At 66.9% G+C, this 12989-nt stretch carries 12 protein-coding genes; 2 read left to right on the top strand and 10 right to left on the bottom strand.

Annotated features, from left to right (window positions below; all coding sequences use genetic code 11):
* Positions 1 to 11 precede the first annotated feature (11 nt).
* Positions 12 to 173, bottom strand: coding sequence for a hypothetical protein (locus AC2EBU_RS15840; protein WP_484611414.1), 162 nt, complete (start codon positions 171 to 173; stop codon positions 12 to 14).
* Here AC2EBU_RS15840 and mltA point away from each other — a divergent pair.
* A complete protein-coding gene (gene mltA, locus AC2EBU_RS15835) occupies positions 106 to 1359 on the top strand; it encodes a murein transglycosylase A (RefSeq protein WP_484611506.1) in 1254 nt (417 codons plus the stop codon). The two genes, AC2EBU_RS15840 and mltA, sit on opposite strands and share 68 nt — an antisense overlap.
* Positions 1360 to 1539: 180 nt before the next feature.
* Positions 1540 to 3684: a PhoX family protein gene (locus tag AC2EBU_RS15830; protein ID WP_484611413.1), complete on the top strand. Its 2145-nt coding sequence runs from the start codon at positions 1540 to 1542 to the stop codon at positions 3682 to 3684.
* A 70-nt stretch (positions 3685 to 3754) separates the two neighbouring features.
* On the opposite strand, the gene AC2EBU_RS15825 is transcribed toward AC2EBU_RS15830, so the two are convergent.
* The 9 genes from AC2EBU_RS15825 to AC2EBU_RS15785 all read right to left on the bottom strand — a co-directional run bounded on the left by AC2EBU_RS15825 (position 3755) and on the right by AC2EBU_RS15785 (position 12978).
* Positions 3755 to 4420, bottom strand: coding sequence for a hypothetical protein (locus tag AC2EBU_RS15825; protein ID WP_484611412.1), 666 nt, complete (start codon positions 4418 to 4420; stop codon positions 3755 to 3757).
* On the bottom strand, positions 4417 to 5235 hold the full coding sequence (locus AC2EBU_RS15820) for a COG1470 family protein (RefSeq protein WP_484611411.1): 819 nt from the start codon (positions 5233 to 5235) through the stop codon (positions 4417 to 4419). Before AC2EBU_RS15820 ends, AC2EBU_RS15825 begins: the two co-directional genes overlap by 4 nt.
* Positions 5235 to 5753 (bottom strand): hypothetical protein, encoded by a 519-nt coding sequence (locus AC2EBU_RS15815; RefSeq protein WP_484611410.1) that lies wholly within the window; start codon positions 5751 to 5753, stop codon positions 5235 to 5237. Before AC2EBU_RS15815 ends, AC2EBU_RS15820 begins: the two co-directional genes overlap by 1 nt.
* Positions 5750 to 6382 carry a hypothetical protein gene (locus AC2EBU_RS15810; protein WP_484611409.1) on the bottom strand — a complete coding sequence of 211 codons (633 nt, stop codon included), beginning with the start codon at positions 6380 to 6382 and terminating at the stop codon, positions 5750 to 5752. Before AC2EBU_RS15810 ends, AC2EBU_RS15815 begins: the two co-directional genes overlap by 4 nt.
* Positions 6383 to 6394: 12 nt before the next feature.
* Positions 6395 to 7012 carry a hypothetical protein gene (locus AC2EBU_RS15805; RefSeq protein WP_484611408.1) on the bottom strand — a complete coding sequence of 206 codons (618 nt, stop codon included), beginning with the start codon at positions 7010 to 7012 and terminating at the stop codon, positions 6395 to 6397.
* A 118-nt stretch (positions 7013 to 7130) separates the two neighbouring features.
* Entirely contained in the window at positions 7131 to 7784 is a 654-nt protein-coding gene (locus tag AC2EBU_RS15800; RefSeq protein ID WP_484611407.1) for a hypothetical protein, read from the bottom strand.
* Between the two features lie 167 nt (positions 7785 to 7951).
* Positions 7952 to 10108: an SdrD B-like domain-containing protein gene (locus AC2EBU_RS15795; RefSeq protein ID WP_484611406.1), complete on the bottom strand. Its 2157-nt coding sequence runs from the start codon at positions 10106 to 10108 to the stop codon at positions 7952 to 7954.
* 78 nt (positions 10109 to 10186) lie between these two features.
* Positions 10187 to 10666, bottom strand: a complete 480-nt coding sequence (locus AC2EBU_RS15790; protein ID WP_484611405.1) for a Csu type fimbrial protein — start codon at positions 10664 to 10666, stop codon at positions 10187 to 10189.
* Entirely contained in the window at positions 10663 to 12978 is a 2316-nt protein-coding gene (locus tag AC2EBU_RS15785; protein WP_484611404.1) for a fimbria/pilus outer membrane usher protein, read from the bottom strand. Before AC2EBU_RS15785 ends, AC2EBU_RS15790 begins: the two co-directional genes overlap by 4 nt.
* Positions 12979 to 12989 lie beyond the last annotated feature (11 nt).

Here is a 12989-nt window from a genome sequence, read left to right as displayed (position 1 = left end):
AATTGCGCTGGCTACTGAGGTTTTTTGTCTGAAGCGGGCGCGGACGACGGTTTTGCGGTGTCTTCGTCGGGTCGGCGCAGCTCGCCGCCCTTGCGGCCGGAGAACATCGTCCACCAGACGATCAGCACCAGCAAGATTCCGGCTGCCAGCGCTTCAAGCAGAATCAGTCCCATGAAACGACTCCTGTGGCCTCTTGTGATGGCAGCGATTGTAGGAATGCTCGCTGCCTGCGCCAGCCCGCCCGCGCCAAATTCCCCGGCCGACGTCGGCCCACTTGCAGCCCCCCCGACGACACCTGTGCCCCCACAGCCTGCGCCTCCGTCACCACCACCCGGGGCCGATGTCATCGAGCGGGCCGCCAGCGTCTGGAGCCCGGTTGACTGGGCCGAACTTCCCGGCTTCGACGCCGATGCGCTGGACGAAGCCTGGAACGCCTGGCTCAAAAGCTGCGAGCGGCCCGCGCTGCCCTGGCGCGGTCTGTGTGATGCGGTACGACGTCTGTCGCTGGGCAGCGACGATGAAAAGCGGGCCTGGATGCGCCAGACCCTGCAGCCGTACCGGATCACGCCGCGATCGGGTACTGCCCAGACTGCCGGCCTGCTGACCGCCTATTACGAACCCATGCTGACCGCCAGCCGGCAACGCACGGCTGAATTCACCGTACCACTGTACGCGCCACCTGCCGGACGTCCGGCCGGGCAACCCTGGTTCACCCGCCAGGACATCGACACCTTGCCCCAGGCCCGCGCCGCGCTGCGGGGCCGCGAAATCGCCTGGCTGAACGATCCCGTGGACGCGCTGATCCTGCACATCCAGGGCTCCGGGCGCCTGCAGGTGCGCGAGGCGGATGGCCAGCTGCGCTCCGTGCGCCTGGCCTTCGCCGGCACCAATGATCAGCCCTACCGCAGCGTGGGCAAATGGCTGCTGGACCAGGGCTTGGTGCGCGATGCCAGCTGGCCCGGCATCAAGGCCTGGATTGCGCGCAACCCGCAGCGCCTGAACGAACTGCTGTGGAGCAACCCGCGGGTGGTGTTCTTCCGCGAGGAGCCCTTGCAAGGGCTTGACGCCGCGTTCGGCCCGCGCGGCGCGCAGGGTGTGCCACTGACGCCGGGCCGATCGATCGCCGTCGACCCGCTGAGCATTCCCTACGGCACCCCGGTCTGGCTGTCGTCGGCCGGGCCGCAGACGTCCTTGAATCGGTTGGTGCTGGCGCAGGACACCGGCAGCGCCATCGTCGGCGCGGTGCGGGCCGACTGGTTCGCCGGCTGGGGCCCCGAGGCGGGCGAACTGGCCGGACGCCTGAAGCAGCCGCTGGCGCTGTGGGCCCTCTGGCCCCGTGCAGAAGTTCGAAAACAATAGCGAAAAAGCACCTTTTTTCGCTGGGTATTGGCCGAAAAGATGCCAAACCCGATGAAAAGCGGCCCCGGCGGGCGTCCCGTCGGCCCCGGTTTCATCGAAATGCCATGGAGGCGCCACACGGATGTCATGACCGGCTGTGACAGTGCGGGTTTTGTTTCCCACAACCCCACGGAGTTCACCATGGCCCATTCCATCCGAGACGATGACGGCGTCTCCAACCCCAGCCACAACCTCAATCTGGACCAGGTGGTCGAGCAGGCGATCGCCGCCCAACCCAGCCGCCGTCGCCTGCTGCTGGGCGGCCTCGGGGTTGCGACCTTGCCGTTCTTGACCGGCCTGGCCGGATGCGGCAGTGACGACGAACCGGCGCCCGCGGCGGCTGCCGCCGAAAAAATGCTGGGTTTCACAGCCGTTGGCATCTCGATGGCGGACGCGGTGGTGGTGCCGGCCGGGTATGTCGCAAGTGCTTTCCTGCCCTGGGGCGAACCCATCAGCCCCACCGCGCCGGCCTGGAAGGCCGATGCCAGCAACACCGCCGCCGACCAGGAGCAGCAGGTTGGTGACAACCACGACGGCATGTGGTTCTTCCCCTTCAATGCCGCCGGCAACGCCCTGGGCGACCGCAGCGACGAAGGCCTGCTGGTGATGAACCACGAGTACATCAATCCGGAGTACTTCTACGCCATCGAAGCCGCCACGCCGGCTGACGACTGGATGGCCCCGTTCACGCTGGAGAAAGCCCGCAAGGCGCAGGCCGCTCATGGCGTGGGCGTCTACCATGTCAAACGCCATGCCGACGGGGCCTGGCAGCATGTCAAAGCCTCGCCCTACAACCGACGCATCCATGGCAACACACCCATGAGCCTCCAGGGCCCGGCGGCCGGCCACGCACTGATGAAAACCGCCGCCGATCCGAGTGGCACCGAAGTGCTGGGTACGCTGAACAACTGCGCCAACGGCTGGACCCCCTGGGGCACCTACCTGACCTGCGAAGAGAACTGGAACGGCTACTTCGGCGCGCCCACCAGTGGCGCCACCATCGCCGCCGGCTTCCAGGACCAGAAGGCCGACATCATCGGCGGGCAATCGCGCTACGGCATCACCAAGGAGGGCTTTGGCTACCGCTGGCATACGGTCGACCCGCGCTTCGATGCCGACGTGAACCCCAACGAGCCGCACCGCTTCGGCTGGGTGGTCGAAATCGACCCCTTCGCGCCGGCCTCCAAACCGGTCAAACGCACGGCGCTGGGCCGCATCAAGCACGAGAACGCCGAGATGGTGATTGCGCCCAATGGCAAGGTCGTGGTCTACATGGGTGACGACGAGCGCAACGAATACATCTACAAATTTGTCTCCAGTGGGACCTTCGACAAGGCCAACCCCACCAGCGCCGCCAACCGCCGCCTGCTGGAGAGCGGCACCCTGTACGTCGCCCGCTTCGACGCCGGCGCCACCACCGGCGACGCCATGGGCACGGGTGTCTGGATTCCGCTGGTGCAAGGCAGCAACGGCCTCACGGCCGCCAACGGGTTTGCCAGCCAGGCCGATGTGCTGATCAAGTGCCGCCAGGCCGCCGACCGGGTGGGCGCCACGATGATGGACCGGCCCGAGTGGATCGCTGCCAATCCCAAGAATGCCGGCGAGGTCTATATCACCCTGACCAACAACAGCCGTCGCGGTGGCAGCCCGGCCTCGTCCAACAACGCTGATGGCACCACCAGCGCCGGCGGCGCCCGCCCGCCGGTAGACGAAGCCAACCCGCGCAGCAACAACACCTGGGGCCACATCCTGCGCTGGAACGAAGCCGGCGGCGACGGCACCGCGCTGACCTTCACCTGGGACATCTTCGTCATGGCCGGGCAACCCGGCATCACCGACGCCCGCAAGCCCTCGGCCAACATCAACGCCGGCAACCTGTTCAACAGCCCGGACGGGCTGGCGTTCGACAGCTTCGGCCGCCTGTGGATACAGACCGACGGCAGCTATGCCAACACCGGCGATTTCGCCAACATGGGCAACAACCAGATGCTGGCGGCCGACCCCGCGACCAAGGAAATCCGCCGTTTCCTGGTCGGCCCGTCGGGCTGCGAGATCACCGGCGTGACCTGGACGCCGGACCGCAAGACCATGTTCATCAACGTGCAGCACCCGGGCGAGATTGGCAGCCACCCCAACCGCCCCAAGAACGCCGACGGCAGCACCCTCACCGACAACCAGATCGCGCGCAACGCGACGGCCTTTTCGCAATGGCCCAACAAGGGTGAGCGCCCGCGTTCTGCCACGGTGGTGGTGCGACGCACCGACGGCGGCGTGATCGGCGGCTGACCCGGCCTGGCCCGCTGACCTGCCGAAAAAAAAGCCGCCGGGCCGGGCGGCTTTTTTTCGCTCCGTCCCGTTAAGGCGCTGACGCCGTGAAGGTTACCTGACCGGTATAGGCGCCGGCCAGTGGCGCGGGCACCGGGTTGAAGGAAAAGGTCCAGTTGGCGCTGCGCACTGTCACCAGATTGGAAAAGGCCGTCCCGATCACATTCACCGCCGGCCCGGTTCCGGCGTTCGGTATGGTCGGCGCCGGCAGATTGGCGTCGCTGGATGCGATGCTGACCCGGGACAGCGCAATCGAATTGACCCCGCTGACCAGCCCGGACGTCGCGGTGGCCCGAATGGTGACCGGCCCGGCGTTGCTGCGCACCTCCACCGGGAGCACGGTCGTGCCCGGCGTGGCAAAGCCCGGGGCGCCGCCGCTCCAGTTGACAGCGGTGTTGTTGGCGTCGATCGGCACCACGGCGCCCGCCGGAATCGTGGCGGGAGCGTAGCTGAAGGCGACGGTATCCACAAACATGCTTGGTGTGGGGAACGCGCCGGTGCCGACGCGGAAGAACAGAAATTTTCCGATGTTGACGGTGAAATCCAGCCGGGCCGTGACCGAAACCGCCTGGGTCGGGTTGCCGACCGGAGCGGTCACTGTCTGGGTGTCGGCGACTGCGCTGGAATGCAGCCATACCAACGTGGCCGCCACCACGCCGTGGACAGGCCGGCAACAGGCGTGGTTCCAGGCAATCACTGGAACTCGGCTTCGACCTTGAATCCACCCTTTTCCCATTCGAGGGTGCCTCGGGTCTTGAGTGGCAGGCGAAATTCCACCGGCGGTTTGCCTTCCTCGGGCTTGACCAGCAGCGGCAGCGTGCGGGTCTGCCCGGCAAGCACCGGCGTTCCCTCCGGAATCATTTCGAATTTCTGGCCGCTGGCATCCTGCGCCTCCAGCGCGCCCTCCAGGCGGCCGTGCGCGTCCCCCTTGTTGACCACGGTGACCACCGGGGTGCGCTTGCCACGAATGTCCTTGACGCCCCATTGCACCATCTCCAGGCGGGGTTCGGCGCCTTCAACGCCGACGTAGACCGCCACCGCAATCCGACCGCTCACCGGCAGGCTCAGGCTGGCACCGCCGCTGTCGATCACCGCCTTGTGCGCCGGCTCGACCCCTTCGACCGCGAGCATGAAACGGCATTCCGAGCGTGCGGCATCCGGCGGGATTTCCACCTGGAAGCGGAAGTTGGTCTGGCTGCGCGCGGCGATTTTCACGGTCTTTCGTTCCAGCAACACCCAGGGCCGGCAACTGCCGGGCAGCAGCTCGTCGTGATAGCCGATCTGTCCTTCCGGTGAATAGGTCCAGTCGATGGTACGGACGGAAACCTCGGTCGGCTGGGAACCGACGTTGTGGATGGTCAGGGACTGGCCAATGCGCGCCTTCGCCTTGCCCGACAGCTCGAAGCGTGACGGCGACACGGCGATCTCAAACGGCGCGGCCCAGGCCGGCCCCGCCGACGCGGCGATCACGGTCAGGCCCAGGGCGAAGCGACGGAAGGGGGGCAGGAACATCACGGCAACACCTCGATCTGGAAATAGGATTCAAAACCGAAGGAAGTATCCCGCAGATCCAGCTTGCGAAGCTCCAGCCTGGCGGTGAGTTCCAGGGTGTCGATCATCCACGCATCGGCGACGATGCCAGACCACACCGGCACCCGCTCCCCTCCGCGCCCTTCGCCGTCGGCAAACAGGCGCCCGCCGCGCCAGCGCAGTTGCAAGCCGTCCGGCGCCATCAGCCCCCGCACGACAGCGGGAATGACCAGGTCGATGCGGGCGCGGCGGCCCTTGTAGGCGGCGGTGGCCAGCTTGTATTCGATGCGACCGAACGACAACACGGCAAAACGGGCGCGGTCGTCGTCGGCGAGGTTCAGGCCGCGTTCGCTGTGGACCTGCGGTGCCTGTATGGTCTGACGCGGCGACGCGCTGTCGTCCAGCCGCTGCGCGAAAGTCGCCCCTCCGGCCGTCCCGAGGCTCAGGGCCATGGCCGCCAGCCGCACCCGCCAGCGCATGGCGGCCAGCCCGGTCGTCACAGCGATGCCGCCGTGAACACCACACGGCCGGTGTAGTTGCCTGAGGGATAGACGACCGTATTGGCGTAGCGAAAAGTCAGGGTGTTGATGCTGTCCATGACGCCTTCAAAAGCCGGGTTGACGTTGTTCGTATAGAGCGTCTGGGCGGCTGCGCCGGTAAAGGTGCCGCTGGGCACATCCCAGTTGGCGTAGGTGCCGCCTTCCTGCACCACCGAGTCCCAGCTGATGGTGGTGAACGGAATCACGGTGGTGCCACAACCGCTGCCGCCCACGCAGGTCAGCCCGGCGGATGAGTTGACCGTCAGCGACTGGGCCCGCGCCGGGTTGCCGGTGACCGGCTTGCGGACGGTGACCTGGACAAAAATGTCACCGGAGCCGGCCGTCACCGCCGTGCCGGAGCCGACGTTGGCGCCCGTCACATCGAAGACCACGTTGTCGATGACGCCGGTGGTGTTGGTGCCAATGCGCAGGGTGACCTGCCGTCGCGGGACCGCCACGTTGGCCCAGGTGAACACGGCGGCCACATCCGCGCTGACGCCCAGCAACAGGCTGGTTACGGCCAGCAGGCGCCAGGCCGGCGGATGCCTGCGCGACCGACCGTGGAGATCACCGGCCCGCCGCAGTTCCATAGGTGTCCCTGGTCAGACGCCGGTGGCCGTATAGGTCACCACATTGGTGTAAACGCCCGCCGCCCAGGTCCCAGGTGTTCCGCCCAGCACGTATTGCCAGGTCCCGGACAGCAGGGTGTTGGAGGTGAAACCGGCCGATGCGCAAGCGCCCAGGTTGGCACCCGGGTGGGCCAAAGTGCCGGTTACCGTGACGGTGAAGTTGGCGTTGGCGGGACCACCCGCCTGCGACCAGGCGCCCAAGGCGCAGTTGATCGTGCCTGTGGTGGCATTGGTCCAGGCAAACACGTTCAGCGCGGCCGGCGAGGCAGAAGCTGTCAGCGTGGGCGCGGCGCCGTTCCAGTTGACCGCCGTGTTGTTGCCGTTGACCGGCACCGTGGGTCCGGCGGGGATGCTGGCGCCCACGGTCCAGGATGCGGTGTCCACCACGGCGTTGGCCGATCCGATCCGCAGCAGAATCAGTTTGGGAACGGTCACGCTGAGGTTGACTCGGGCGGTGGCTGTCACCGTGCCAGTCCCCGCCGCCGCGTACCCGTAGGTGCTCTCGGCCAAGGCCGCCGGGACGGTGCCAAAGCAGGCAAGCAGCGCCAGCGTGCGGGCGACCGGCGAGGTGTTGAAGAGGCGACGTGACATGGTGGCAGTCCTTGGGTGGCAGGCGCTTCGATGTGAGGCAGCTGCCGCCAGCCGACCGAGACGGCGTACCGCGCAAGGGGTGCGCGGCACGGTCGTCAGCCGGCCGGGTGCCCTGGCATTACAGCGTGGTAGCAGTGTAGGTGATGGTCATCGAATCCGAACCGGCTGCAATGGCAGCGCCGTTCACGGCCGAAATCGAATACACCCAGTCTGCCGAGCGAACAGCGTTGCGTGCAAAAGTCGTTGCCGTGGCGAGGTTTGCCGCCGCCGTGGTGGTGGACGCACCGCCCGGATGGTTCAGGCCGCCACCGCTGACCGTGGTGCTGGCCACATCAATCATGGCGTCCGTGACGCCCGTGGTACCGGCAAATGCGGTGGTGATGGCGCCGGTCAGGCTGCCCCCGTTCAGCGCATTGGTCCACGCGTAGGCCCGAACGGCGCCAGCCGTGGCGCCGGCAAAGCTCGGTGCCGTGCCATCCCAGTCGGCCACAGCGTTGTTGGTGGCCGCACCCGGGGTGATGGCACCGCCGGGAATGGCGCCGGCAATGCCGTTGTTCAGCGTTACCGCCTCGGCGCCGGCTGCGGATGCGCCAATACGCAAGAGGATGAGCTTGGGGGTGTTGACCGTGATGGTGACACGCGCCGTTGCGGTGCGGGCGCCAGCGCCACCGGCGGGGTCGTAACCATATTGGCTTTCAGCCTGGGCCAGACCGGAACAGAACAAGGTGGACACGGCCGCAACCGTTGCGAGGCGTCGAATGCTGCGTTTCATAAGAATCTCCGGACGTAAATTGCTGGCGGGGATTCGCCATGCCATGATTTTCCGGCTTTGTCATCTCCAATGCGAGTGAAAAAATGCCGGAATTACAAAGAGTTACTGCCTGTTGTCGATGTTTTTGATTGGGATCATGTTATCGCTGAGTACCAAAGAACTCATCGTTATTCGTTCAGGCGGACGACCGGGATGCGCACAGCGGCGCTGCCCCGCAGCGGCACCGTCGCCGCAGTCATCGGATTCGGTGGCGACCCCCAGGGCAGTGGAACGGTTTCCAGCGTCAGGGTCAGCTGATGCGGGCCGGTGGTGACCAGGGGAAACGCAAACCGTCCATCGCGATCGGTGGTGGTGCGGTAGCGCTTGTCCAGAATCACTTCGACCCCCGCGACCCCTGCCTCGCCGATCTGGCGATCGCCGTCCCGGTTGTGGTCGAAAAAGACCACGCCGTCAATGTCGCCGCTGCCGGAATACCCCGGATTGCGAACGCCGATGGGCCCGAAAGGGGCACCTTGCGCCTGTTCCCAGCGCAGCCAGATCAGCGCCGACCGGTCATCGCTGCGCACCGGGAGGGGGTCGACGCCTCCCGCCGGGTTGGCACTGACACGGGCCTGATTCAACTGCACGGTAGCCCCTCCGCGCAGGCTGGGCGACAGGCGACGCTCCGTACTGACGCTGCCCGACAAGCCCCGCGAAGTGCTCAGGTTGCCGCTGCGGGAGCTCAGGCGCATCTGCCCCTGAACGCTCCAGTCAGCATCCAGCCAGGCTCGGAAGCTGACGCCTGCGGTGGGGTAGGTCTGCGTATCACCGGAGCTGCGGTCGCGGGCCCAGCCCAGAACGGTGGTGAACTCGGGGCGCAAGGTTTCGAAACGCCCGGTCACCCAGTCGTGTTCCCACTGAATCTCTTCGCCGGTCGCGGCCGGCGCGTTGGCCACCAGGGCCTGGTTGCGCTGCAGGATCAGTCCGAAGCGGCTGCGTCCCCACTGGGGGCGATCGGCTTGCAGCCAGAGGTTCGCATGGGCGTTTCGCAGGCCTTGGCTGGACGGCTCCGATTCGCCACTGGCCCGTGGCCGGTTCGACTGGCTGCCAAAGGAAAAGCCCAGGCTCGTTCGCCGATCGATTCGCCAGTTGGCGTGCGAGGACAGGCCGATCCGCCGTCCGCTGGGACGGCCCGGTGCGCCATCCGGATTGGTCAACTCGTAGTCCGCGCCCAGACCCCAGTTGACCGCGCCGCTCCGGCCGTCGACGCGCCAGAATACCCCCCGATTGTCGGCACTGAGTGCGCGATCGCCGAACCACAGAGAGGGCTGGGCGCTGTACAACCCGGCCTCATGGCGCAGGCCGCCGTGCCGCAGCGCGCCTTCGAGGAACCATCCCCACGCCGAGTGACCACCCCGCGACAGGTTTCTTGCATTGCTGTGAATGGCCACCAGCCGAACGCGGTGCTCGCCGTTGGCGGCAGGTTCCTGGCCATGCCCGATCGCAAGGGCCAGGGACCGAGTCCGGTCATAAGTCGATTCAAAGGCTGCCCCAGAAGGATCATTGGGCGACCCGCTGCGATGGAAATCCATCAGCTGAAAACCGGCAAAAACGCGCGGGTTGAAGCGGTAGCTGGCGCCGACCCAGGCCAGGCGGGCGTCACCATCGGGCTCGAAGCCGGGAAACGGTCCGCCACTGAGGCCCCCGAGCCGGCCCTGTCCCAGTCGGATGTCCACCCCCGGGGTGTACAGACGCGCCCCGATGCCCCGCACCACGCTGCCGCCCAGTGAGGCGCGGGAACTGCGCGCCAGTGCGTCGGTGATCTCGGCGGTGAAATCGCCGGCCACGGAATCGGCGAACCATTGTTCGGTCAGAGGCAATCCCAGGTTGCGCAGCGTCAGACGTTGACCGCGCGGTGTACCAAACGAGGGAGTGTTGCCGACGACGGTATCGGCATCACCCTGTCGTTGCCGCCAGTCCGCTTCCATGATCCATTCGCCGTGGTTGAGCGTTTCGCGGCGATGCAGCAACCGAATCCCTAGTTCCTGCGCCGAGCGCAGTGCGACCGGTTCGTCGCGGGATTGGCCCAGATTGGTCCGGGCCTCGATCATGGTCGAGCGTTGGCCGTCGGGCGGAACACCAGGCGCTTCAGCGGTGGGATTGGCGGGGCTGTCAGCAACGGCGGACTCGATGAAGCGATCTTCATAGGCTTTGGGTTTGCCTTCGATCAGCTTGCGCAGGCGTTCCTGTTCGACCCCCAGGCGGTCCAGTGGCGTCACCTGTCCCCAGGCGGGCCAGGGGCTGCATGACAGAGCCAACGCCACCAGACCAAGCCACGGCTTCACACCTCGGGTGACGGTGGGCGGGGGCTCGGCCAGAGGCCTCGCGGGCGATGAAGCGATCGATCTCACACGAAGGGGATCTCAGAAATCGAGCTGAACGATCAGCTGGTCGGAGTAGGGCCCTACCGGCATATTCTGCGCGGGCGGAATGCGCCCATAAATCTGCTGGGTGAACTCCAGCCCGGTGAAGACCAGCCGCACGACCGCCGACGTGCCGGCCGTGCCGTCGCCCCAGGCGGTGGTCCGGGCGTTGTTGGTATAGAGCCCGTACGACAACCGATACGAACCCTGCTGCATCTGCCGGTTGCCGACCGTGCCGGCAAGGCCCGGCCCCATCTGGATTCTCATGATGCCGATTCCCAGGCCGGTGCAGCGGACGGTGATGCTGCTTTGGGCATCCAGTGGGTTGGCACTCAAGGGGTTGTAGGCGCCGAACAACACGGGCTGGACCGATCGTAAATTGCACGCCAGTTGGGCTTTTGCCCCAGTGGCGCCCAGCAGTCCTCCGACGGCCAATGCGGTCAAGGCGGCGAATCGCAGGGCAGGACGGACCAGACTCATGGTGTGCATGGTAGAGCACCCATCCGGACAAAAGCAGAACGGTCTGAAGCCGGCGCCGGGAATCGGACCGTGCAGCCCGAATGCTGCGCTCCGGGGCGTTCGACGCGGGCGGTGCCGGACGGGGCGGCTCCCTCGATCACGAAATCGCCGGCGGTCCCGGTCGCAACGCGGCGTCCATCGGGCAGGATCAGCACCGCATTGACGAAAGGTTTGCCTTCCGGGTCGAGGATGCGACCCATGGTCGCGCGGTAAACCTTCACTTCGAAGTTCGCGACGGCGGCCCCGCGCAGGGGGGCGCTCACCCGTTGCTCGACCGTGCCGACTTCATAGGACAAAGGAAGGGCGTCGGTATCGATGGATACCCGCTGCCGTGAATACGACGACAGGCCCGGGACCAGCAACCGACCCCGCTCGTCGGTCTGGCCAACCTCCCGTCCCTCGACCCGGACCGGGACCTGCGGCGCATCGGGTACCTGGACCAGCACCACGGCGTCGCGCACCGGCGGTGTCAGTCCCACGGTATCGTCAACGGCCACCACGGCACCCGAAACGCGCCAAGCGCCCTGCGTCCGCCCGGCTTCATGGCTGGCTTGCAGTTCCAGCTGCGCCAGCCGGGTATCGCGTGTGACCACGGCCGATTGGCGGGTGCGACCGTCGCCGGCCCAGCTGTGGGACAAGCGGTACCCGGTGCGGAACGCCGTCTGCGGCGTCCGGGTGACATCCGCAGAGCCGGACCATCGCCCGCCTTCCCGGCGCGCAATCGTTGTCAGGCTGTGCTCCGGGTCCAGGGAATAGCTGGCCATCAGGGAAACCGCCGTCTCGGTGATCGCGCCTGTCTGGCGCGACCATTCCAGCTGGGTGTTGAGATGGCTGCTCCAGCGGCGGCTGGCCGCGAGGCTCCAGCGCTGACTTCGCCCGGGCGCGGTGGTCAGCCGCTGGCTGTACCGCAATGCCCAGTCCACCCCGCCCAAGCGTCGGCCCAGCGAAAATTCGGTCTGCTCCAGCAGCCGTTCCTGGCCGGTGTCCACCGCACCGATTTCGGCAAAGCGTCGTTGGCGACGCACCGTGGCGGCCTGCATGCTCCATTGGGGCGTGCTCAGCCGGTAGCTCAAGGCCAGCGCCACGCCGCTGCCCTCGGGTGTGCGGGTGCCCGCCACCTGTCCGCTCCATTCACCCCACCGGCCGGTCGCGGTCATTTCGCCGCCCGCAGCCACATGGTCCGGCGCAGCCTGGGCTGCAGCACCGACCGTCAGCCAGGGTCGAAGGCCGACATTGAACTGCCCGGCCACCACCGTGTCGCCGTAGGCGGGCGCCGGACCGGTGCCGCCCACCCGCTGCTGCCCCATCGCCAGGGCGAAGGTGGACAGGCCCGGCTGCAGCAGCAACGGCGAACCGTACAGCGATTCGCCGCTGAGCCGGGTTTCCCGTCCGAAAGCGTCCCGGATGATGGCGACCACTTCGTTGCTCCCCGCTTGCGCCAGAATGCCGGTGAGCTCGAACGGGCCGGCAGGAATGGGGCGTTGCGAGACCACGGCGCCGTTGACCTGTATCTCCACGGTCGACGGTGTGGTGGCGAATCCGCGCAGTCCCATGGTGGGTGTCGTCACGATGCCGGGCTCGAAATCGTAGAAGCGGCGCACGCTCACACCGCCTAGGGAGAGGCCCGGCAACAAACTGGTTCCCGGCCACTGCGTGTCGCCAAGGACCCACTGGCGTTTCTGTTCCGGCTCATTGAGGCTGAGGCTGACCGGGCCGCGGTAGGACCGCCCCTGTCCGTCGCGGACCCACTGCGCCAGCAGGGAGTGGCCGCGGTAGCTGGCAGCCCATTCGGTCAACAGGGTCGGGGCGGTACCGCTGGCACCCACCAGCGAATAGTTCAGGTAGGCCGCAGAAACGGGCGCCGGTCTGTCCGATGGCGCCGCAGGCCGCTGCAACAGGTTGACCGCGTTGACCGTCATGGCCTCCTGGCGCAAATCGACCACCAGACTCAGTTCGGCCTCGTTGAACCGGTACTCCAGCAGGTCAGCCAATTCCTGCAGGCGAACATGGGCCTGGTCACGGATCATTCGAATCCGTTCGCGGGGAACCTTGCCTTCCAGCATGCCGCCGTTCACCAGATCTTCGACCTTCAGCCACAGCGCGTTGTCGCCTATCCAGGCGGTCACCGGATCGCGCGGGCTTCCGTTGGTCACCAGCGGCAGAACCAGCCGCTGCAGGCCCGTCGGTGCCGATGGGGCCCGATTCGCGGCAGATGAGGACAGCGCTGGCCGCTCCGGCGGGGTTTGCGCCCATGCTGGTTTCAGACTGCTCACCAGCAGCAGGC

It is taken from the genome of Curvibacter sp. T50 (assembly GCF_057219955.1).
This window is presented reverse-complemented; position numbering and strand designations above follow the sequence as displayed.

Coding starts and splice junctions, on each gene's coding strand:
- AC2EBU_RS15830 (WP_484611413.1), top strand. CDS start 1,540: ATGGCCCATTCCATCCGAGACGATGACGGCGTCTCCAACCCCAGCCAC.
- AC2EBU_RS15805 (WP_484611408.1), bottom strand. CDS start 7,012: ATGTCACGTCGCCTCTTCAACACCTCGCCGGTCGCCCGCACGCTGGCG.
- AC2EBU_RS15820 (WP_484611411.1), bottom strand. CDS start 5,235: ATGTTCCTGCCCCCCTTCCGTCGCTTCGCCCTGGGCCTGACCGTGATC.
- AC2EBU_RS15790 (WP_484611405.1), bottom strand. CDS start 10,666: ATGAGTCTGGTCCGTCCTGCCCTGCGATTCGCCGCCTTGACCGCATTG.
- AC2EBU_RS15840 (WP_484611414.1), bottom strand. CDS start 173: ATGGGACTGATTCTGCTTGAAGCGCTGGCAGCCGGAATCTTGCTGGTG.
- AC2EBU_RS15800 (WP_484611407.1), bottom strand. CDS start 7,784: ATGAAACGCAGCATTCGACGCCTCGCAACGGTTGCGGCCGTGTCCACC.
- AC2EBU_RS15810 (WP_484611409.1), bottom strand. CDS start 6,382: ATGGAACTGCGGCGGGCCGGTGATCTCCACGGTCGGTCGCGCAGGCAT.